The sequence below is a fragment of the Chryseobacterium lactis genome, assembly GCF_003815875.1.
In the GTDB taxonomy this organism is placed as follows: Bacteria; Bacteroidota; Bacteroidia; order Flavobacteriales; family Weeksellaceae; genus Chryseobacterium; species Chryseobacterium lactis.
Window position 1 is genome coordinate 4,359,051 of sequence record NZ_CP033924.1, and the last position, 22,137, is coordinate 4,381,187.

At 36.5% G+C, this 22,137-nt stretch carries 18 protein-coding genes; 9 read left to right on the top strand and 9 right to left on the bottom strand.

The window, feature by feature from the left end:
• Positions 1-32 precede the first annotated feature (32 nt).
• Positions 33-1,115: a glycosyltransferase gene (locus tag EG342_RS19415; protein ID WP_103292694.1), complete on the bottom strand. Its 1,083-nt coding sequence runs from the start codon at positions 1,113-1,115 to the stop codon at positions 33-35.
• 162 nt (positions 1,116-1,277) lie between these two features.
• Positions 1,278-3,482, bottom strand: coding sequence for a DNA helicase RecQ (gene recQ / locus EG342_RS19420; RefSeq protein ID WP_103292695.1), 2,205 nt, complete (start codon positions 3,480-3,482; stop codon positions 1,278-1,280).
• A 157-nt stretch (positions 3,483-3,639) separates the two neighbouring features.
• Between recQ and EG342_RS19425 the strand changes: the two genes are divergently transcribed.
• The 7 genes from EG342_RS19425 (at position 3,640) to EG342_RS19455 (ending at position 13,973) form a co-directional block, all read left to right on the top strand.
• On the top strand, positions 3,640-4,599 hold the full coding sequence (locus tag EG342_RS19425) for a KpsF/GutQ family sugar-phosphate isomerase (protein ID WP_103292696.1): 960 nt from the start codon (positions 3,640-3,642) through the stop codon (positions 4,597-4,599).
• Positions 4,600-4,609: 10 nt separating this feature from the next.
• Entirely contained in the window at positions 4,610-5,173 is a 564-nt protein-coding gene (locus tag EG342_RS19430) for a Crp/Fnr family transcriptional regulator (protein WP_103292697.1), read from the top strand.
• A 95-nt stretch (positions 5,174-5,268) separates the two neighbouring features.
• Positions 5,269-5,955 carry a type 1 glutamine amidotransferase domain-containing protein gene (locus EG342_RS19435; RefSeq protein ID WP_103292698.1) on the top strand — a complete coding sequence of 229 codons (687 nt, stop codon included), beginning with the start codon at positions 5,269-5,271 and terminating at the stop codon, positions 5,953-5,955.
• 202 nt (positions 5,956-6,157) lie between these two features.
• Complete coding sequence (gene tatC / locus EG342_RS19440) at positions 6,158-6,985, top strand: twin-arginine translocase subunit TatC (RefSeq protein WP_103292857.1); 828 nt, start codon at positions 6,158-6,160, stop codon at positions 6,983-6,985.
• Positions 6,986-7,256: 271 nt separating this feature from the next.
• Entirely contained in the window at positions 7,257-10,217 is a 2,961-nt protein-coding gene (locus EG342_RS19445) for a reprolysin-like metallopeptidase (protein ID WP_103292699.1), read from the top strand.
• 131 nt (positions 10,218-10,348) lie between these two features.
• Complete coding sequence (locus EG342_RS19450; RefSeq protein ID WP_103292700.1) at positions 10,349-11,980, top strand: M1 family metallopeptidase; 1,632 nt, start codon at positions 10,349-10,351, stop codon at positions 11,978-11,980.
• Positions 11,981-12,116: 136 nt separating this feature from the next.
• Positions 12,117-13,973, top strand: coding sequence for a M61 family metallopeptidase (locus EG342_RS19455; protein WP_103292701.1), 1,857 nt, complete (start codon positions 12,117-12,119; stop codon positions 13,971-13,973).
• A 51-nt stretch (positions 13,974-14,024) separates the two neighbouring features.
• Here the strand turns inward: EG342_RS19455 and EG342_RS19460 are convergent, their stop codons facing one another.
• From EG342_RS19460 to pepE, 4 genes are all read right to left on the bottom strand, one after another.
• On the bottom strand, positions 14,025-15,191 hold the full coding sequence (locus tag EG342_RS19460; RefSeq protein WP_103292702.1) for a sensor histidine kinase: 1,167 nt from the start codon (positions 15,189-15,191) through the stop codon (positions 14,025-14,027).
• 6 nt (positions 15,192-15,197) lie between these two features.
• A complete protein-coding gene (gene dacB, locus EG342_RS19465) occupies positions 15,198-16,571 on the bottom strand; it encodes a D-alanyl-D-alanine carboxypeptidase/D-alanyl-D-alanine endopeptidase (protein WP_103292703.1) in 1,374 nt (457 codons plus the stop codon).
• 101 nt (positions 16,572-16,672) lie between these two features.
• Entirely contained in the window at positions 16,673-17,521 is an 849-nt protein-coding gene (locus EG342_RS19470) for a hypothetical protein (RefSeq protein WP_103292704.1), read from the bottom strand.
• Positions 17,521-18,213 (bottom strand): dipeptidase PepE, encoded by a 693-nt coding sequence (gene pepE, locus EG342_RS19475; RefSeq protein ID WP_103292705.1) that lies wholly within the window; start codon positions 18,211-18,213, stop codon positions 17,521-17,523. The genes EG342_RS19470 and pepE overlap by 1 nt, the downstream gene beginning before the upstream one ends.
• A 193-nt stretch (positions 18,214-18,406) precedes the next feature.
• Here pepE and EG342_RS19480 point away from each other — a divergent pair, with 193 nt between their 5' ends.
• Complete coding sequence (locus tag EG342_RS19480) at positions 18,407-18,967, top strand: tetratricopeptide repeat protein (protein WP_103292706.1); 561 nt, start codon at positions 18,407-18,409, stop codon at positions 18,965-18,967.
• Between the two features lie 122 nt (positions 18,968-19,089).
• Here EG342_RS19480 and EG342_RS19485 read toward each other — a convergent pair whose 3' ends face one another.
• Entirely contained in the window at positions 19,090-19,578 is a 489-nt protein-coding gene (locus EG342_RS19485; protein WP_103292707.1) for a DUF1905 domain-containing protein, read from the bottom strand.
• Between the two features lie 223 nt (positions 19,579-19,801).
• On the opposite strand from EG342_RS19485, the gene fsa reads away from it, so the two are divergent.
• Positions 19,802-20,455, top strand: coding sequence for a fructose-6-phosphate aldolase (fsa, locus tag EG342_RS19490; protein WP_103292708.1), 654 nt, complete (start codon positions 19,802-19,804; stop codon positions 20,453-20,455).
• An 80-nt stretch (positions 20,456-20,535) separates the two neighbouring features.
• Here fsa and EG342_RS19495 read toward each other — a convergent pair whose 3' ends face one another.
• Together EG342_RS19495 and EG342_RS19500 are read right to left on the bottom strand one after the other, a co-directional pair.
• Positions 20,536-21,093: a sugar O-acetyltransferase gene (locus tag EG342_RS19495; RefSeq protein ID WP_103292709.1), complete on the bottom strand. Its 558-nt coding sequence runs from the start codon at positions 21,091-21,093 to the stop codon at positions 20,536-20,538.
• 110 nt (positions 21,094-21,203) lie between these two features.
• Positions 21,204-22,109 (bottom strand): GLPGLI family protein, encoded by a 906-nt coding sequence (locus EG342_RS19500; RefSeq protein WP_103292710.1) that lies wholly within the window; start codon positions 22,107-22,109, stop codon positions 21,204-21,206.
• Positions 22,110-22,137 lie beyond the last annotated feature (28 nt).

Sequence of the window (22,137 nt, forward strand, 5' to 3'; positions counted from 1 at the left end):
CTCCGGGTTGTCACAAGCCTTTATGTTATTGATTATTTATTCATCAGATCCAATAATACTTTCTCGTATTCATTCAAAATAATATTTTTAGAAAATCTCGATTTAATAGAATTTTTTATTGCATCCCGATTATAATTTTTTTGTAAAATCATCATGATTCTTTTAGCAAAATCTTCATAATTTTCAATATTTGAAACTTCTCCATTCACTGTATTCTGGATGATTTCATTAATTCCACCGGGGCAATTGTTGGCTAAAGAATAGGTACCACAGGCTCCGGCTTCCAGAAGTACATTCGGAAACCCTTCGTATCTTGAAGAAAGGATAAATAAATCTGCATATTTTAAAAATTGATAGGGATTATCTTGTCTGCCGTGAAAAACAACATTTTTCAGATCCAGAAAGTCTTTCATTTGATAAAGGACTTCTTTGTCTTTTCCATCACCTAAAATATGCAATAAAATATTTTCATTTTTAAGTCTGGAAAAAACTTTCAGAAGATTATCAAATCCCTTTCTGGCAGACAGGTTGCCGATAGCCACTACATTTTTGTAGTTGTATTTAAAACTCTCCGGCTTTAGGACATTGGCCATTTTTTCGTCAATAAAATCAAAGTCAACCGGATTATTAATCTTAACAATTCTTTTCTTCTTAATATTAAAATTATCCACCAGATCCTTCATCATATCATCACTTTGGGCAATAATTTTCTGGTAGTTATTGTAAAAATTATAAAAGAATTTGATTTCTTTTCTGGTAACATGCTCAGTTACTACATTGGTTTCTCTTGCAATGAATTTTGTTCTCGGAAAAAGTTTAATAAATAATGCTAAATAAGCATTTACTTCTCCAAATCCCGAGAATACGATATCAGGTTTTCTCCTGTAAATCTCACCCAATATAGGTCTTAACGAATGTCTGATTCTCTCTGTATTGATATCGATAACTTCAACATCTTTCTTGAGGAAATTAAGATATCCACCACGTTTACGCAACAACAAAATCTTAGGTTCAAATCGATCCCTCGACAGGTGATTGGCAATCGTAGTGACAATTCTTTCTGCACCGCCTGTCTCCAGATCCGGCAGAATAAATATGACAGAGATTTTTTTCATCAGTTAAAGTTACTAAAAAGTTTCATTATCTTTCAAATATTGGAATGCTGAAGATTTTCTATGACTAAAAAGTCATTGCGAGCAAAGCGAAGCAATCTCATTCATTACAATAAAAAAACTCTTCAGCTGAAGAGTTTTTATGATTTTTCTATATTCCATTCCTTAGTTGGCAACGTCGCTGATAAATTTAATTCTCAGCATTCTTACTTCTTCATCAGACAATTCATCTCCGAACTCATCAAGCAAAACTTTCATACTGTCGCTTTCAGACTCGTTCATGAATTCCATAAAGCCGTCTACGATATCTTCATCAAAATTGTCTTCAATATAATAATCGATATTCAACTTTGTTCCCTGATACACAATCCTTTCCATTTCTTTCAGAAGTTCATCCATAGAAAGGTTTTTGGCTCTGGCGATATCTTCAAGATCAATTTTTTTATCAGTACTCTGAATAATGAAAACTTTATGGCTGGATTTATTAGCCACCTGCTTCAATACCATATCCTGAGTACGTTCTATATTATTATCTTCAACATATGTTTTAATGTAATCGGCGAACTCTTTACCATATTTTTTGGCTTTTCCTTCTCCTACCCCATAAATTTTAGCAATCTCATCTACGGTAACCGGGTACTGAACTGTCATATCCTCCAAACTCGGATCCATAAATACCGTATAAGGTGGAATACCGTGTTTTTTGGCTACTTTTTTTCTCAGTTCTTTTAAGAGGTTAAACAGATTCTGATCCATGCCTCCGCTGGCCAGCTGCTGTACCTGATCGCTTTCTGCTTTCGCCTGGTTAAGGTCAAACTCTCTATCTTCAGCAATTTGAAATACTTCCTTTGATTTGCCACTCAGTACAATTCTGCCTTTTTCTTCAATCTTTAAAACCCCGTAGGTTTCAATATCTTTTTGTAAAAAATTCTGAACAGTAGCCTGTCTCAAAATTGTTTTCCAGTAATTATCTTTTTCTTCTTTTCCAAAGCCAAAATGACGATTCTGCTCCAATTTATAGGATTTTGTTACCGCAGTTTCCTTTCCTACGATTACAGAAATAATATCTTTGGCTTTAAATTTTTCACCTGTATCATTGATCAGTTCCAGGACCCTTTCGAGGTCGGCAGTTGCATCCTTTAGTTTTGGAGGATTTGAAGAGTTATCACACATGCTTGCTCCATCTCCGGTTACCGGATCGAAACTTTCTCCAAAATAGTATAGAATGTATTGTCTTCTGCTCATTGAGGTCTCCGCATAACCTACCACCTCATTCAAAAGTTGCAACCCGATTTCCCGCTCAGAAACAGGCTTTTGAGCCAGAAACTTTTCAAGCTTTTCAATATCCTTTGGATCATAGAATGCGAGACAATGACCTTCACCACCATCTCTTCCTGCTCTTCCGGTTTCCTGGTAATAGCTTTCAAGGGATTTCGGGAAGTCGTAATGGATAACAAAACGAACATCCGGTTTATCAATTCCCATCCCGAAAGCAATGGTTGCCACAATGACATCCACTTCTTCCATCAGAAACTTGTCCTGATTCGCTACCCTTACCTTTTGATCAAGACCTGCATGATAAGGAAGCGCATTGATTCCGTTTACCTGCAATAGCTGGGCAAATTCTTCAACTTTTCTACGGCTCAGGCAATATATAATTCCTGATTTTCCCTTATGTTGATTGATAAATCTAACGATCTCTTTATCTACATTAATTTTAGGACATACTTCATAATATAGATTAGGACGGTTGAAACTTTCTTTAAATACCAATGCATTCGTCATTCCCAATGTTTTCTGGATATCATCCTGGACTTTAGGAGTTGCGGTTGCCGTTAAAGCAATCACCGGCACACTGGCGATCCTGTCAATGATTTGTTTCAGATTCCTGTATTCAGGTCTGAAATCGTGCCCCCATTCTGAAATACAGTGGGCTTCGTCAATGGCAAAGAAAGAAATTTTAACGTCTTTCAAAAAGTCCAGATAATCATCTTTAATCAATGATTCAGGAGCTACATACAACAATTTGGTTTTTCCACTTCTAATATCGTCAAAAACCTGTTTTGTCTGTGTCTTGTTTAATGATGAATTCAATACATGTGCTACCCCATCTTCTGATGATAGGCCATTCACTGCATCAACCTGATTCTTCATTAACGCTATTAATGGCGAAACGACTATCGCGGTACCTTCCGAAATAAGTGCCGGAAGTTGATAACATAATGATTTACCACCACCTGTAGGCATCAAAACAAATATATCTTTCCCATTCAGGAGATTGTCTATGATTTGTTCTTGCTGACCTTTAAATGTAGAAAACCCAAAATACTTTTTCAATTCGCCTGATAAATTGGCTTTTTTTGCGCTCATCTAATTTTCTATTGCTAAATTTGCATCTAACCCAAAGTTATAAAAATTCTGCTTAAAATAAAAGCGAACGAATTTATAAAAAATAAAACTTATATTAAATTTTCTTTTTAAAATATAACGTTTTTTAAGAACTTTTTTGTATACCTATCAAAGTAAAATGGAGAGAACCAACATTATATCAATTGCTAAAAGTACTTTAGAAATTGAAATTTCAGAGCTTGAAAAATTAAAAAACAGAATTGATGACCAATTTGCCCGGGCAGTAGAGATCATTCATTCAGCAAATGGGAAGCTTATTGTGGTAGGAATTGGAAAATCTGCCCATGTTGGTAATAAAATTGTTGCCACTTTGAATTCTACCGGTACTCCTTCACAATTTCTTCATGCTTCTGAAGCTATTCACGGAGATTTGGGAGTTATTCAGAAGCAAGATGTCGTTTTATGTATCTCCAATTCAGGAAATTCTCCTGAAATTGCAAATCTGGTTCCTTATTTAAGAGATTATTCATCCGCTTTAATCGGAATGACAGGAAATAAAAGCAGTAAACTTGCCGAGTTTTCTGAAGTTATATTAGATACTCACGTAGATGTAGAGGCTTGTCCTAACAAACTGGCCCCTACCAGCTCCACCACTATTCAAATGGCTCTTGGTGATGCCCTGGCAGTGGCTTTAATGGAACTCAATGATTTTAAAGCAAATGATTTTGCCAAATTTCATCCCGGGGGAAGTTTAGGTAAAAATCTGACTTCGAAGGTAGAACAGTTTCTTTCTTCACAGAAACCTCAGGTAACAGAGGATGCTTCGATAAGAGACGTGATTATCTCGATCAGTGCCTCAAGCCATGGAATTACAGTAGTTGCCCGTGAGGAGGAGATTATCGGAGTCATTACAGACGGAGATTTAAGAAGAATGCTGATGAAAGGAGAAGACATCAGTAAAGTATCGGCTAAAGATATTATGTCTTTACATCCAAGAACTATTGAAAAAGAAGCGTTGGCTAAAGAAGCCATGAAAATTTTGAAAGAAAATAATATCGGACAGCTTGTGGTAACTGAAAATGGAAAATACTTCGGAATCATTGATCTGCATAAGTTGCTTGATGAAGGAATAAATTAACCACGTTGGTATGAATCACTTTCTGAAAGAACATATCAGTGAAATCATCCATCTGACTGATGATGAATTTGAAACAATACAATCACTTTTCGTAAAAAGGAAATTCAGGAAAAGACAGTTTCTTATACAGGAAAATCAGCCAGTAAAAGAAATATATCTGATAGAAAAGGGATTTATTAAAAGTAGTTTCATTGACAGCACAGGAAAAGAACATATTCTTCAGTTTGCAGCACCCAATTGGTGGATCTCAGATTTTGCGGCTTTCTTTAAACAGGATTTGTCGTCAGTAGCTGTAGATTGTATTGAAGATTCTGAAGTGTACGCTATATCTTATGAAAATCTAAATCATCTTTGTTCAAAAATTCCAAAGACAGAACATTTTTTCAGAATAAAATCCAATTTCGGATATGTAGCGTTGCAACAAAGAATTCTTTCATTAATGAGCAAAACCGCTAAAGAACGATATGAAGATTTTATAAAACAATATCCGGGCTTTATAGATCATATCCCCAAACAGCTTATAGCAAGCTATCTTGGGGTTTCAAGAGAAACGTTAAGCAGACTATATTCTTAGATGTGACCTGGGTCACATCTTTTTTTTGACCTATATCCTTATATCAACTGCCGGAAATTTCCAACCTTTGTATTATAAATTTTAAAACAAAAGCAATGAAAAAGAAAGCATTAATTGTAGTGACAAGTGTAGAAAAATACCCAAATATGGATCGTGCAACCGGGCTATGGCTGGGTGAAGCCGTTCATTTTTATGAAAAGCTGCATGAAAAAGGGTACGAAATTGATTTCGTGAGCCCAAAAGGAGGTTATACACCACTTGATCCTATTTCTTTACAGATGTTTGTACAGCCAGTAGACTGGAAATATTATGCAGATAAAACATTCAGGGAAAAGCTGGGAAACGCTTTAACACCTGAAGATATTAATCCGGAAGAATACAACGTTATTTACTATTCCGGTGGACATGGGGTGGTATGGGATTTTCCGGATAATGAAAAACTACAGGAAATTGCCCGTACAATTTATGAAAATGGAGGAATTATTTCTTCCGTATGCCATGGAGCTGTAGGACTTTTCAATATTAAACTTTCTGACGGAGAATTATTAATTAAAGGAAAAACAGTTACCGGATTTTCAAATTCGGAAGAAATTGCAGCAGAGCTTGCCGATCACATGCCATATCTTACTGAAGATGTTTTGAAAAGTAAGGGTGCTCATTATGTAAAGGCTGATCAGGATTTTGTCCCTTTTGCCATTGCAGACGGAAAACTGATCACCGGTCAGAATCCTCAGTCTGGAGGGCAGGTCGCAGAAAAAGTACTGGAAATCCTGGAAAAGTAATTGAAGACCGATAGTACTAAAAATCATATACAGCCAAACAAGATTCTTGATTGGCTGTTTTTTTTAAACACTATAAAATCCCGACAGGCCAAATCTTGAAAAATCATCAGCAATAAATTCTAAATACTGATTATTATTTCATAATTTCGCAGACTTAAACTGCTAACCTACGATGGTTGGTATTTTAGATAGATTCTATTATATGGACAATAATAAAGACATGTCCTTCTTAGGGCATATAGGGGAATTAAGAGGACATCTAGTCCGTTCGATTATTGCTATCGTAGTTGCCGCTTTTGTGGTTGGATTTAATATCAACTGGATTATGGACCATATCTTTTTTGGACCTACAAGAAATGATTTTCCCACCTTCAGAATTGTGAATCATTTTTCGAGAATGATTTTAGGAGAAGACAGTATTCATCTTCCAAAAGATTTTCCTGTTCGTGTACAAAGACTGTATCAACAGTTTAATGTAATGATGGCGGTTTCTGTTTTTGGAGGAATGGTAGCAGCATTTCCTTATATTGTCTGGGAATTATGGCGTTTTATCGGGCCTGCTTTACATCCGAGAGAAAGGAAAAACTCCATCTATATTATCAATGCTGTTTGGATGCTTTTTATGACCGGTGTTTTATGCGGTTATTTCTTAATCCTTCCTTTTGCGGTGAATTTTGGGGTTATTTTTAAAATTTCAGATATTATTGTTCCGCTTTATGACCTGAGTGATTATACGACATTGTTCTTACAGGTGGTCTTGGGTATGGGAGTTATTTTCCTATTTCCTATTCTGATTTATTTCCTTACCAGCATTGGAATCCTGACACCGACGTTTATGAAAACATATCGTCGTCATGCCATCGTCTTGATTATGGTCGTAGCAGCAATCATTACTCCGGCAGATGTTTTAAGTATGATAATGGCTGCACTCCCGCTATTGATTCTGTATGAATTCAGTATCATGATGTGTAATTTCACTTATAAAAGAGTACAAAAAAGCAACGGAAATCTTCCTGCTGTACAGAAATAATTGCATTACTACAATATATAAAGAGTCGGTTTCTTATCCAGAGGCCGGCTCTTTTTCATTATTCAGTCAACTGAATTTAAAATGTTTATGTATTTTTTTTCTTAAAATGCATTTATAACGAAAAAAAATATTAAAATTACTATTTATACATGTTTTTATTCCTAACAATGAATAAAAAATTAGAAATTAAATACATTTATGAATATTTTACCATTTTATTAATTAAATTTACCAAAAATTCACAAAACAATTCAGTTTACACCAAAATATTATGAAAAAGAAAATTATTTTCGTATTTGCGTTGGCTATGGGGCTAACGAGTTTGCAAGCACAACGTTGGGAGCCGGTATCTCAAAAGATTAATCCGATAAGGAAAGAAGTCAATGTAATTTATTCTTACAAAGTTGATCTCAACTCCTTAAGAGAACTTCTAAAAAATGCTCCGGAAGCAGGTCAGGGAAGTCCGGTGGTCATTTCTCTTCCCACCACTGACGGGAGAGTTGAAAGATTCTCGGTGTACAGTGCGCCGGTTGTCGCAAAATCAATGGCAGACCGATATCAGTTGGGAGCCTATTCCGGAGTTGGGTTGGATAATCCTACCAAACAAGTTAGATTCAGTACTGCTCCTAATGACTTTCAATCCATGCTTTTTGATACTAAGACCGGGCAGTATGAATTCATAGAGCCTATCAATAAGGAAAAGGACGTCTTTGGAGTATTCTTTAAATCTAACAAAACATCAGACGGTACTCCTTTTGAATGTAAAGCCACAGAGCCTGAGCAATCGAAAAAGCAAATGAAAAAGCTGCTCAATTCCAAAAGTGTTTTGGAAAAATCAGGAACTTTTAATAAAAGTACAGATCAAAAATACCGGACTTACAGGTTAGCAGTCTCTGTAAATGGTGAATACACTCAACTGGCAGGAGGTGTTCCGCAGGCAGCAGCCCGCATCAATGCCACGATCAACAGAGTTAATGCGGTTTACGAAAAGGATCTTGGAATTCATATGATTGTACAGGATTTACCACAACTCATTTTCACCGATCCGGCTACCGATCCTTATTCTAATGTTATTGCCAATGCCAATGGCTCATATTCTGCACCTAATTCATGGAATCTTGAAGTTCAACGAACTCTTACCACTACTCCCGGTGTTGGAAACGGAGCTTATGATGTAGGCCATTTTTTCGGACATAGAGGTGGTGGTGGATCAGCAGGTGATATTGGAAATGTCTGTAGAAACCCTTCCAGTAACAATGATGCGACTTCAAAAGGAGCAGGGATCACCTCCCCTAGTGTAAATGATCAACCTTTCGGAGATGCTTTTGATATTGATTATGTGGCGCATGAACTGGGTCACCAGTTTGGCGGACGTCATACAATGTCTGTTGTACACCCGCAAACAGACCGCCCTATAGAACCAGGATCCGGATCCACCATCATGGGATATGCCGGAATTACCCAGGCCAATGTTCAAATGCATTCTGATGCTTATTTTCATGTATTAAATATTGAGCAAATACAACAATATGTAAATTCTCAAACCTGTGGTATTGTTACCCCTGTTGCCAATACTCCACCGGTGATACAACCGATTGTTAACAAAACCATACCAAAAGGCACAGCATTCGTATTGACAGCAAGTGCAGCAGATGCTCAAAACGATCCTATGACTTATACATGGGAGCAGTATGATATTGCTTTAACTAAGTTTAATATCCCGGATGCTACCCGTACTAATGGAGCCAACTTCAGATCTTTATCTCCTACAGATTCTCCAACCCGATATTTTCCAAAGCTTTCCAGTGTACTGAACGGTAACCTTACCAATCTTTCAGAATGGGAAACGGTTTCCAATGTAAGCAGGGAAATGAACTTCAAGGTAACTGTAAGAGACAACAACCCTGATATTGCTCAGCAGCAGACTCAAAGCAGTTTAGTTAAACTGAATATTGGAAATGACGGTCCATTTAAAGTAACCTCATCTTCAGTATATAATAATACTCCGGGAGCCATCACATGGGATATTGCCAATACCAATAACAATGTTTATAATGTATCCAATGTTAAAATAGATTATACAACAGATAATGGAGCTTCCTGGACAGTCATCACCGCATCTACCCCTAATGACGGTGTAGAACCCTATTCTTTCGCTTCACTGGCTACCGGTGCAAGCTTAAAGATAAGAGTAAGTGCTATTGACAATGTATTCTATGCTATAGGAAATGCTACCGTTGCTACTGCCGAAGCTTGTTCTTCAACAGCTCCTGCAGGTGTTGCTGCTTCTGAAATCACAAGATCTTCAGCTAATATAAAGTGGACTGCCTTACAAGGCGCCACTTATTCTTTACAGTATAGAAAAACCGGAAGTGCAACGTGGACGACTGTTCCTGTAGCAACAAATTCTTATTCATTCACAGGACTTGATGAGGCTACTCAATACGAAGTACAGATTGCCAATGTGTGTGGTTCCACTACCGGAAGTTACTCGGCATCTACCAATTTTACAACACTTTCATTTAGTACTTGTGCTGTTTCTTCAAATTCTTCGGATGAATTTATATCCAACGTTACGGTAACTCCTACGGGAATGCCTGCCGTTTCTAACAATAGCGGAGCATCTGCCTACACCAATTACACGACTGATGCTACGAAACTGATTACTCTTAAAAAAGGTTCTTCCGGCAATACAGTGAGTGTTGCAAAACAATGGACAGGAACCAAATACGACGAAGGGGTAACGGTATGGATCGATTTCAACAGAGATGGCTCATTCTCTGATTCTGAAAAAATCTTTACAAGTATTCCTAATAAACTAACTCCTGTTTCAGGTACTTTCAGTGTTCCTGTAGATGCTTATACTGGAGGAAATGTGATTATGAGAGTAATGTTGGCTTACAATACCCAGCCTTTGGATGCGTGTACAAGCCCTGAATATGGTGAAACTGAGGATTACCCTGTTTTGGTACAGGATGCATTGAGCACCAGAGAAGTCGCTAAGGATAATTCTTCAATTCAAATTTATCCTAACCCGGCTACCGATGTACTCTATATCAATAAAGTATCTCCAAAAGCTCAATTTACAATCACCAATATGACCGGACAAGTTGTAATGAATGGTCAGATTACGGATAATAAAGTTTCTGTATCAAAGCTGACTACAGGTGCTTATATCATTTCAATTGAAGATAAAGGAACAACTTCAAACCTGAAATTTGTTAAAAAATAATCAATCAAATTATTGATTTCATGCCCGGCAAACATTTGTCGGGCTTTTTTATATTGATATTTTAGGTCTTTTACGATTTTGCTGTAAATTAAATTTTCTATTTTTGAATAGATTATTAATAAAGTTTAAAAATGAAAAAGCTGTCATATACACTTTTGTTTGTTTCCGGGATTGCCTTCGGACAATTCTTTGAAAAAGGTAAGGTTTTCACTAAACAAGATACTTTAAAAGGTTCTAATACTGAATTCAGAAATTTTTGGGATGTTAAGAAGTACGACCTTTCTGTGGAACCTGATTTTGTTCAGAAAAGCATTAAAGGAAACAATAAAATCAGCTTTGAAATCATTAAAGATATTACAAATCCCACTTTTCAGATTGACCTTCAGCAACCGATGAAAGCGGATAAGGTAAGTGGAAATTTCCCTATTACCAACTACAAACAGGATGGTGATTTTATTTTCGTCACCGCTAATAAAAAATTTAAAAAAGGAGAAAAATACTCGATTGACGTTGCCTATTCCGGAAATCCTCATATCGCCGAAAAAGCTCCATGGGATGGTGGATGGGTTTTCACAAAGGATGAAAAAGGCAATCCCTGGATGAGTGTTGCAGATGAAGGTATTGGAGCTTCTATCTGGCTTCCTACCAAAGATATCTGGAGTGATGAACCTGACAACGGTATCATCATGAAAATCATTACTCCCAATGATCTTGTAGGGGTTGGAAACGGAAGACTGATCGACAAAAAAACAGAAGGCACCAAGACGACCTACACCTGGCAGGTAAAAAATCCAATTAACGCCTACTCTATTATACCGAATATCGGTAAATATGTAAATTTTAAAGATACTTTCGACGGGGAAAAAGGAAAACTGGATCTGGATTACTGGGTACTGGATTATAATCTTGATAAGGCGAAAAAACAATTTCAACAGGTAAAACCTATGCTTTCTGCATTTGAATACTGGTTTGGTCCTTATCCATTTTATGAGGATTCTTACAAATTGGTAGATTCTCCCTACTTAGGTATGGAGCACCAAAGCAATGTAGCATATGGAAACAACTACCAGAATGGGTATCGCGGAAAAGATTTATCCGGGACGGGAGTTGGCCTTAATTGGGATTATATCATCATCCACGAAAGCGGCCACGAATGGTTTGCCAATAATATTACCGCAAAAGATCAGGCAGATATGTGGATTCATGAAAGTTTCACGATGTATTCTGAAGTTCTTTTCACGGAAAGGTACATGGATAAAAAGTCTGCTGATATCTATCTCATCGGACTTCGCCATATAATCGACAACGATATTCCTATCATCGGGCAATATGGAGTAAGAAATGAAGGCAGTGGTGATATGTATCCGAAAGGAGCCAATATGCTTCATACGATGAGACAGATGATCAATGATGATGAAAAATTCAGACAGATCTTAAGAGGATTAAGCAAAGAGTTTTATCACCAAACAGTTACTACAAAACAAGTGGAAGATTATATTTCATCGAAATCAGGAATTGACTTCTCGACGGTTTTTGATCAATATCTCAGAACGATAAAAATTCCCACTCTTGAATATACTCAAACCGGAGACAGCTTGAAATTCAGATATACTGAGATAGTGAAAAATCTAAAACTACCAATAATCATTGATGGAGATCAAACCATTACTCCAACGGAAGAATGGCAAACGGTAAAACTTAAAAGCAGCATTCCTGTTGAATGGAATAAAAATTATTATATCAATTATAAAAATGTTCAGTAAATAAAGTAAAAAGGCAAAACTGTTTAACCGCGGATTTGCCTTTTTTCTTTTCATCTAAATTTTAAGAAAAGTTTAATACTCCATTTCGTAACAAAACGAGAAAAAGTGCAACTATTTAACTATAAAATAAATCTTAATGAGAAAAACAGCACTTAGCTTAGGCCTTTTTGCCGCTTTTTTAGCCAATGCACAGTCTATAAAAACAACGATTGACCTGGTCAACGTAAAAGATGATAAAGTAGCCGTTACTATGGAATTCCCTAAAATGAAATCAGGGGATGTTAAATTCCATTTTCCTAAAACAGTTCCCGGAACCTATTCTGAGGATGATTACGGAAGATTTATAGAAGGCATCAAGTTTTACGACAACAAAGGCAGTGAGCTTAAGTATACGAAAGTTAATGACAATACCTACGCTTTAAAGAATGCTCAAAACCTTAGCAAAATTTCCTATCTGGTAAATGATAGCTTTGACGAGGAAACCGACACCTCAAAACATAAGGCCGTATTTTCACCTTCAGGAACAGATATTGAGCAAGGAAAAGTATACATGATCAATACGCATGGATTCATTGGATATATTGATAATATGCAGGATGTTCCTTACCAGCTGGTGGTTCAGAAACCTACTGATTTCTATGGAACAACGGCATTGGTAGATCAGGATAAGTCCGAATCAACAGATACTTTTACTTTGGCTAATTATGCCAAGGTTACTGATTCTCCGCTGATGTATACAAAACCGGATTACATCACTTTCAATGCAGGAGGAATGGAGCTTGTACTAGGTGTTTATTCACCTACCGGAAAATATAAAGCCGCCGATTTTAAAGAGAACCTGGAAAAAATGGTAATCGCTCAAAAGAAATTTCTGGGTGATATGAATACCAATAAGAAATATGCAATCATGCTTTACCTTTCAGGTGGCGACGGACCTAAGATTAAAGGTTTCGGAGCTTTGGAACACCACGAATCAACAAGTGTGGTTCTTCCTGAAATGATGCCGAAAGATGCCATCGACAAGACCATTACTGATGTGGTTTCGCATGAATTCTTCCACACGGTTAATCCTTTGAAAACACATTCTGAAGAGATTCATTATTTCGATTATGCAGATCCAAAAATGTCTCAGCATCTATGGATGTACGAAGGCGGAACGGAGTATTTTGCCAACTTATTCCAGATTCAGGAAGGTCTCATCAATAAAGATGAGTTTCTTCAAAGAATTGGTGAAAAAATTGCCAACTCCAAAAACTATGATGATACCATGCCGTTTACGGTAATGAGTAAAAATGTACTGAAAGCTCCTTATAAAGATCAATACAGAAATGTTTATGAAAAAGGAACTCTTTTAGCCATGTGTCTGGACATTGAATTGAGAAAATTATCAAACGGAGAAATGGGCTATCGTGATATGATCAGAAAGCTGTCTCAGAGATTCGGAGAAAATAAACCTTTCAAAGATGATAAATTAATTGATGAGTTAGTAACTGTGACCGGCTATCCTCAGGTAAAGGATTTTTACACTAAATATATTGCCGGAAATCAGCCGACTCCTTATGCCGATTATCTGAATATGGTGGGAGTAGAGATTCAAAAACAGGACAGCCGACCTATTTTCTGGTTTATCAAAAACCCTAATCAAACCGGGTTTGATGATAAAAACAATGCGTTTGCTTTTGATGAAAGCTCTGCATTATCTCCATTTGCAAAAAGCATCGGATTTAAAATTACCGACCAGGTTCTTGCTTTGGATGGAAAAACGGTAGACATTAAAAACGTTCAGGACTTTATCAGTTATACCCAAACGATCAAAGACGGACAAAATGTGACGGTAACTATCCTTAGAGACAATGCCGGTAAAAAAGACAAAATGACACTCACAGGAAAAGCCATTCTGGATAAGATGACTACGGAAACGCTGAAGTTTAAAGCCAACCCAAGTCCTGCAGAATTAAAACTGCAGAGTCAGTGGCTGACTGGTAAAAAATAAATGAAAAAGCGGGAAGTATTTCCCGCTTTTTTTATGCTTATGTTGTTCAAATTATTCTCTTCTGATAGCTATTCTGAAAGTACTGCCCTTTCCTACTTCGGTTTGAGAAATCTTAATATCTCCGTTATGATATTCGTGGATCACTCGTCTCGCCAGTGACAATCCTAATCCCCAACCTCTTTTTTTGGTAGAATACCCAGGTTTAAAGGCATTTCTGGCCTGTTGTTTGGTCATTCCGCTTCCGTTATCCTTTACTTCTACGAGAATATTTTTATTCCTTTCAAAAACTGACATGATAATCGTTCCCTCACCTTTCATGGCGTCTACAGCATTCTTTACAAGATTTTCAATCACCCAGCTCATCAGGATTTTATTATGAGGAACCAGCAAGGTATAAGTAGGAAGATGTAAAGTAAAATTGATTTTCCTGGAAATTCTTGTCTTTAAATAATCATAGTTTTCCTGAATGGTTTCATTAAAGTTCATATCATTCAGTTCCGGAACAGAGCCTATTTTAGAAAAACGTTCAGATATTGTTCTCAATCTTTCGATATCTTTTTCTATTTCATGCACTCCTTCTGATTCCGGATTATCCAGTTTCATAATCTCCATCCATCCAATCATGGATGATAAGGGTGTACCGATCTGATGGGCTGTTTCTTTAGCCAAACCTGCCCACAGATATCCTTCATCCGTTTTTTTGATGGTTCTGAAAAACCAGAAAGAGAAACCAAAATACAGAAGAATAAATAATCCTAAAATATAAGGTGAATACCGTAAGTTATTAAGTAATCTGGAGTTATCATAGTATACAAACTGATTATTTCCGTCAGGTACTTTAATCTCTATCGGATCATAATTTTTCTCCATATTCAGGATCAGACTCTGCAGTTTCCGGGGATCCTTTATCGTACTCTCAGGAATATTTCTGTAATATCCCAGGTCAAGAATCGGATTTTTATATTTATCTGTTACAATAAAAGGAATGGTATTATTAATATTAAGAATCTCCGGCAGAAGATCAAGAACATCGGTATCCGGCGTTTTTACTTCCTGCTGAATTCTGATTGCTTTAGAAAGCAGGCTTATCCTTTTGATTTCCTCTTTTCTTAGAAAATTAATAAGCGACGTAGAAGCTACCACGATGGCAATTACCAACGTCGTCATGACCACAAAAATGATCCAGTTATTGAGTCTTGTAAGTATGGATTTCCTCAAGTTATTTTATTTTAAAACATTCAGAATTTTCTGCAACTCTGTACTTCCGCTTCCCTGATAGTTGTTGATAATAATCGAAAACACGTATTTTTTACCATCTTTTGCAGTATGATACCCGGCAAAAGATTTGGTATCTCTCATGGTTCCGCTTTTCATTTTCATTCCGTTGTCCTGCATCGGAAACCCGTCGTAATAAGCTTCAAACCATGATTGTTTTCTGGCATACAACAGAGCCTGCACTTCAGCCTTGGCTGCTACATAATTCTGAGGAGAAAGCCCGCTTCCGTCTGCAAAATTGATCATATTCGGATTGATTCCTTTTGACTTCCAGAATTCTTTCAAATAGGCAACACCGCTTTTGAAACTGGAATTACCTTTTTTTTCTTTTCCTAAAGTTTTGATCAAAGTTTCTCCGTACATATTGATGCTTTTCCTCAAAAACCAATAGACAATTTTGTCCAGAGACGGAGATTCATATGTTAGAATAATATTATTTTTGGGAGCTTCCAATGCTTGTTTGCCTTCTATTTCGAGTTGTGAATTGGTAACTACTTTTCCTGATAATTCAATACCCGATTCCTTCAGCCACTGCCTTACCTCTGTTGCCAATTGCAAAGGGGGATTGGGCACAGAACCTGAGACGGTAACCGTTTTTCCTCCGGGAAGCATTCCATTAATTAACGCTACATTGGAATGAGGTGCCGTAAAAATCAAACTTTGGTCTGAGCTTCCACCTGTTTCCAGATCATTCAACCATTTTACACCTTCCAAAGGATAAGAAAAACCTTTAAAATCGGTTCCATTGATATTGATATCGAATTGATTTTCTCTCCAGTTTACACCCCAAACTCCTGCTCCATAGTAATTCCCTAAGTCATCCCACGGCCATCCACCGGGAACCGTCTGATGGTCAAAATAGGAATCATCAACAACCAGATCGCCTGATATTTTTGTAATACCGGCATTTTTAACAGCTTCTATCAGCTTCTTCTTAAAATTTTCGGGTTTATAGGCATCGTAACGCCAGCTTCCTAATGTAGGATCACCATTTGAACTGATAAAAAGATTGCCGTTCAAAAGACCTCCGGATATACTTCCGGAATAACTGGAAGTTGTTTTAAAAGTATAATTTTTACCCAATGTTTCCAGGGCAGCAGCAGCTGTAAAAATTTTCTGTGTTGATGCCGTAGAGAGTCCTTTATTACCCTGGTATTCGTAAACAAAGTTTCCGCTTTCATCAGAGACATAAAATGACAGTCCGGAAGCTACAGCTGATGAGGATTCCATAAGATCCTTCGTTACTTTATCCAGTTTTTGGGCAATATTCTGAGCAGCAACCATCTGAACTGAAAGGGCTAGCACTGCAAATGTCTTTTTCATTACATTGTATTTTCGTTCTTAATTTTACTAAGGTTCGGTTTTAACTTACCAGATGGCAGTTCGCCGAAACCTTTATATCTTTAAAATGATATCAAATATAGTTAAAAATGCAGTTTTTCATATTCTCTGAGATCATGATACTCAAAAAGAATCTGATGGTCAGGTGATTTTTCAAATGATCTGTCACACTTAAAACACTTTTCAAAGTCATCTTCATCAATAAAAATATCGATCTGACAGTTTTTTATATAATTTTCTTTTACTCCGTAATCTTCAATAAAAGGTTTGGAATCATTCCATGGTTCATTATAACAACGTAAACAACATTCTTTATGAACCGCCTTATATCCGCAAATTTCACAGTACTGCAGATTCATAAATAAATTCGTAATATTTTTCTGCATATCCAAAGGGAACAGTTCCCGCGGAAGAATTTTCAAAAGCAGATAATAATTAGGTTCATATGAAGAAAAGGAAAATGTCTTCTCTTTTGTGTAAAGTTGTAATTTCTGAAGATCATCCTCAACTTCAACCTTAACGATTTCCCGGATATTGATAATTGCTTTTTTTCTGATTTTAATATTCCGTTCATCATCAATCTCAATACTAATTTTCTGATCCAGGTAATGATTCAGGCACAGGGTGGCTTCCCATAAATCACCATATCGCTTTTTACCTTCACTTCCACAGATTTCGCAGGTTTCTGCAGATAGAATCAGATATTTATTGGTTATATTTTTAATAACCGTATTAAGGTCCGGGTTTTCAGAATAAGTATGGCATCGCAGTTCTCCCAATTTTTCTTGTCCAAAAACGTCATTGTCAAGATTCCAGCCTCCTATGGCAAACTCGAACAACATTTGCCTGATAATTTCATTCCAACCCGTACTGTTTACCGAAAAATTTTTAAGGTTACGTTCTATAAAACGGTCAATATCATCCTGCTTCATTATACTAAACTTCCTGCCTCTATTTCATAAGGCTCTTTATCTTTTTCAAAAATCCTTGTCAGCTCACTTCCTTCCACAGTGATAGTATCACCAATTCTTCTGATCCAGTTTCCTTCCCTAAGGCCTACTACTTTGATGTCATTTTGGGTAAGAAATTCCATAATACGGGTTTCTCTTGTTTCGCCGTTATGCTTCAAATCAGGGTGTGGATCAAGATAGTGTGGATTGATATTAAACGGAACCAACCCCATACACTCAAAACTTGGCGGATACACAATCGGCATATCATTAGTGGTTTTCATATTCTGACCACCGATATTACTTCCTGCACTGCATCCGAGATATGCTTTCCCACCCGATACATTTTCTTTTAAAACAGATAATAATCCTTCTTCGTGTAATGTTTTAACCAATAAAAAAGTATTTCCGCCACCTGTAAAGTATCCTTTTGCCTGATTCAGAGCTTCAGCTTGCTTCTCAAATTCGTGTAGTCCTTTTACTTTAATATTGATGGTTTCAAAGAAAGAGCGGGCTTTCGCCGTATAGTCGTCATGGGAAATTCCGCCTGGTCTGGCAAAGGGAATAAAAACGATTTCGTCAATTCCGGCATATAACGTGATAAGTTCTTCTTTCAGATATTCTAAATATTCGCCACCAAAAAGTGTTGAAGTTGAAGCTAATATGATATTCATACAAGGAAATTATATTAATTATTAAAAAGTTGAACAACAAAGATAAACTCAAACTGCAACGAATCAAAAATTAATCTAAAAAAAACATCTTAACCGTTAATATTTTCTAAAAAACCCTAAAGCTTCTAAAAATTGATCTTTTCTGGAATTATTATTGAATTTTAGAATGTAAGAATTTTAAAAATATACGATTATGAAAATGGCGACAGTTAATATTAAAAATCTATTTTTAGGTTTAATCCTTGTAGGAGGTGTAAGTTTTGTGAATGCTCAGACTACACAGACAGATAGTACACAAAGCACTGCTAATACAGTTGCAACGACTCAGCAAAGCAATCCTACCATCGAAACCCTTAAAAAGCAAATTGCAACCAATCCAAAGGATACGGAATCATTAGCTAAGTTAGCTACTGCCTATCAGGAAGCTTCAGACTGGACTAATGCTGTAGCTACATGGAAAAAGATCTCTGTTTTATTACCGGATTGGGCTCCTTCATATTATAGCCAGGCTTACGCCTACCAATCGGCTAAAGACGATGCCAATGCAAAAATTGCTTATGAAAAGTATATTGCTACGGTAAAACCGGAAGAAGTGGAACAGAATAAAAAGAATCTGGCTTATGCGTATTTCTATCTTGCTTTTACGGAACAACAAAACGATCCTAATAAAGCAAAAGAGCATATCGCTAAGTCCATACAATATGACCCAACCAACCAGGATGCGATTAAACTTAGCAAAACTCTAAACTCTTAATAATAGTAAAAACCGGAAAAATTTTCCGGTTTTTGTTTTTTCAGCTGAATTGTAATTTTATTTTTTTTAACGCAAAAGGCTTTTTGATTCGCTAGATTATTTACGTCAAAATTAAAATCTTACTATTTAATCTTCTTTCCAAAGAAGTCTTCTTCTCCGTGCAGATGTCGGATAATTTTTTCAATATTACGTTGGATGCTGACTTCAGTTTTCAGATTGTGAATATACCGAATCAGCTCATGTCTTCTCGACGGTATCAGTTTTTCAAAGTTTATCGTTGCCAGGTGACTTTCTTTGATCGCTTTTTCAAGCTGGGGATGTATGGAAATAGAACGGTCAGAATCATCATATTCCAAAGTAACGTCAATGGTTTCACCAATTCTTTTGGGAGAATTTTTAAGCATAATGGTATTGATATACAACCGCCATTCTCCTAAATATTTCATCAGATTTTGTTGAAATTCCTTTCCGTTTACCTTTCCTTTCACAGGAATCGGGCTTTTATTTCTTCCGGAATCTTCAAAAATTTTATTTAAAATCTCTTCCGGAATAAAAACGAAAGGATTAATCCCGATAATCTCCAATGGAGCTGTGAAATGGTTGTGCTTCATAATCACAAATTTATAATGATTTAATCTAAATTACAAAGCAAAATTGAAGCTTTACAATTCAAAAAACAGCACCATTTTTATTTCATTATAATCAATCTGCCACTCAAAATGTACCATACTCCCGTTCTAATACTTACTGTATTCAATCGTTCAAAACCCGTAAAATCATACCCCAGAACTCAATTAATTCCCTATCTTTGTAACAATAAATCTATTTAACAAAATGAAATTTTTTATTGACACAGCTAATTTAGAGCAAATCAAGGAAGCTAGAGATCTTGGAATTTTAGATGGTGTAACAACCAACCCTTCATTAATGGCTAAAGAAGGAATTCAGGGAGCTGAAGCAATTAAAAACCATTATAAAACGATCTGCGAGCTTGTAGATGGAGATATTTCTGCTGAAGTACTTTCTACAACGTATGAAGAAATGATCAAAGAAGGAGACGAATTGGCTGCTATTCACCCGAATATTGTAGTAAAAATTCCAATGATCAAAGACGGTATCAAAGCATTAAAATATTTTTCTGACAAAGGAATCAGAACTAACTGTACTTTAATTTTCTCTCCTGGGCAGGCTCTTTTGGCAGCTAAGGCGGGGGCAAATTATGTTTCTCCATTCCTGGGAAGATTAGATGATATTTCAACAGATGGATTAAACCTTATCCAGGAAATCAGATTAATTTTCGATAATTATATGTTCGAAACTGAAATTCTTGCAGCTTCTATCCGTCACTCAATGCACATCATCGACTGTGCTAAAATCGGAGCGGATGTTATTACTTCTCCACTTCCTCCGATCTTGAGCTTATTAAAGCATCCTTTAACGGATAGCGGACTGGCTCAGTTTATTGCTGATTCTCAGAAATTATCATAAGACAAGCAACAATTTTAAATATAAAAATCCCGAAACAATCTGTTCCGGGATTTTCTTTTTTATGGCATTGAAATAACATTCTATCCAATACTTTTGACCACTTTACAAGGGTTTCCTACGGCTACTGCATTTTCAGGAATATCTTTAGTCACAACACTTCCTGCACCGATCACCGCGTTATCTCCGATTTTCACTCCGGGCAAAACGACAACATTTCCTCCAAGCCATACATTGTTTCCCACGGTAATAGGATGAGCATATTCCAGTCCTTCATTTCTTTGCTTTACATCCAGCGGATGACCGGCTGTATAAAAACTACAATTAGGTCCTATGAAAACATGGTCTCCAAATTTCACTTTGGCACAATCTAATATAACAAGATTATGATTGGCATAAAAATTCTCTCCAACCTCAATATTATATCCGTAATCACACCAGAAAGTAGGTTCTATGCATATATTTTCTTTGGCAGAGCCAAGAATTTTCCGGACGATTTCATTTCTTTTTTCAGAATCAGAATTTTTCAATCCATTGTATTCCTGGCACAGATCTTTGCATGAAATACGTTCCTGAATCAGCTGCTGATCATAGTTAGCATTATATAAAAGTCCCACTGCACATTTTTCTTTTTCTGTCATTGCATCAAAGTTCAAGGGTTAATGTTATAAAAATATAGATATTTGCCCTAGTAAGACCAATATTTACGCTGTAACTTCTATCCTATTCCCACGCAATTCACCATATACAGTTAATTTACCAGATCCGGCTCAATCGGATTGTTATCTTTTTTAAGGTTTTCTTTTACCCTTTTCTCCATTTCTCTGAATACCTGATTAGGATCAGAAATTTCCTTACCGTCAGCGGTTCTTACTTTAAAAGCTACTTTAGTCCCCGAATCACCTCCATTTTTCATCATCATCTCTCTCATACTTTTAGTAGGATCGTTTACATAGGATTTCCAGGCTTTTTTAAACTGATCTTTGGAAACTTCAATTTCTTTGCTACCCAATCCCAATACTTTTACATTTTCAGGGACCTGCATTTCTTTTTCGCTACTCATTGATTCTACCTTTTTATTTCCTACCAGCATCATGCTGTGAGATCCTGTAGCATCTTCCAGTTTGATGATAAGTCCCGGAAGTCCATAAAATATGTAGGGCCCATCCTGAAAAGGAATATCCGTTGAAAACCAGGCGATCCATTCTCTGCCCCCTAAGTTAGTGACAGCCTTTTGGGCATTATACTCTCCTATCTTTTGCTTGTCGGGAGCTATTTTCCATTCCGGTTTTTGGTCTTCCCGTATTTTATAATGATCCATAGCAATGCTCCTGAAAAGGTAGGTTTTAAAGTCAGGGTACTGTTTGGTCACTTTATAAGAGACCTGTCCCGGCTTTTCCCGTTTATTAATACTAATACTCCCGCCTCCAACTTTCAGCTGTTTTTCAAGCTCTGCTCTTCCTGTAGAATCTGCCACAAATTTATCATGACTGTAATAACTGGATCCGGTTTTATCAATATCCAGTAACATCATTTCCTTTTTCACCTCTTCTTTATGATCAGAATCGGGAATAAATTTATATTCATAAAAGAATCTGTTGGTCTGAGCGCTGGCAAACGTTCCCAGTAATAAAAAAAGTAGAATGTTATTTTTCATAATAATGAGTGATAAAAAAAGCTTTGCC

Bases quoted from the DNA above. Each gene is read 5' to 3' on its own strand.
- EG342_RS19415 (WP_103292694.1), bottom strand. From the start codon at position 1,115: ATGAAAAAAATCTCTGTCATATTTATTCTGCCGGATCTGGAGACAGGC.
- recQ (WP_103292695.1), bottom strand. From the start codon at position 3,482: ATGAGCGCAAAAAAAGCCAATTTATCAGGCGAATTGAAAAAGTATTTT.
- EG342_RS19425 (WP_103292696.1), top strand. From the start codon at position 3,640: ATGGAGAGAACCAACATTATATCAATTGCTAAAAGTACTTTAGAAATT.
- EG342_RS19430 (WP_103292697.1), top strand. From the start codon at position 4,610: ATGAATCACTTTCTGAAAGAACATATCAGTGAAATCATCCATCTGACT.
- EG342_RS19435 (WP_103292698.1), top strand. From the start codon at position 5,269: ATGAAAAAGAAAGCATTAATTGTAGTGACAAGTGTAGAAAAATACCCA.
- tatC (WP_103292857.1), top strand. From the start codon at position 6,158: ATGGACAATAATAAAGACATGTCCTTCTTAGGGCATATAGGGGAATTA.
- EG342_RS19445 (WP_103292699.1), top strand. From the start codon at position 7,257: ATGAAAAAGAAAATTATTTTCGTATTTGCGTTGGCTATGGGGCTAACG.
- EG342_RS19450 (WP_103292700.1), top strand. From the start codon at position 10,349: ATGAAAAAGCTGTCATATACACTTTTGTTTGTTTCCGGGATTGCCTTC.
- EG342_RS19455 (WP_103292701.1), top strand. From the start codon at position 12,117: ATGAGAAAAACAGCACTTAGCTTAGGCCTTTTTGCCGCTTTTTTAGCC.
- dacB (WP_103292703.1), bottom strand. From the start codon at position 16,571: ATGAAAAAGACATTTGCAGTGCTAGCCCTTTCAGTTCAGATGGTTGCT.
- EG342_RS19470 (WP_103292704.1), bottom strand. From the start codon at position 17,521: ATGAAGCAGGATGATATTGACCGTTTTATAGAACGTAACCTTAAAAAT.
- pepE (WP_103292705.1), bottom strand. From the start codon at position 18,213: ATGAATATCATATTAGCTTCAACTTCAACACTTTTTGGTGGCGAATAT.
- EG342_RS19480 (WP_103292706.1), top strand. From the start codon at position 18,407: ATGAAAATGGCGACAGTTAATATTAAAAATCTATTTTTAGGTTTAATC.
- EG342_RS19485 (WP_103292707.1), bottom strand. From the start codon at position 19,578: ATGAAGCACAACCATTTCACAGCTCCATTGGAGATTATCGGGATTAAT.
- fsa (WP_103292708.1), top strand. From the start codon at position 19,802: ATGAAATTTTTTATTGACACAGCTAATTTAGAGCAAATCAAGGAAGCT.
- EG342_RS19495 (WP_103292709.1), bottom strand. From the start codon at position 21,093: ATGACAGAAAAAGAAAAATGTGCAGTGGGACTTTTATATAATGCTAAC.
- EG342_RS19500 (WP_103292710.1), bottom strand. From the start codon at position 22,109: ATGAAAAATAACATTCTACTTTTTTTATTACTGGGAACGTTTGCCAGC.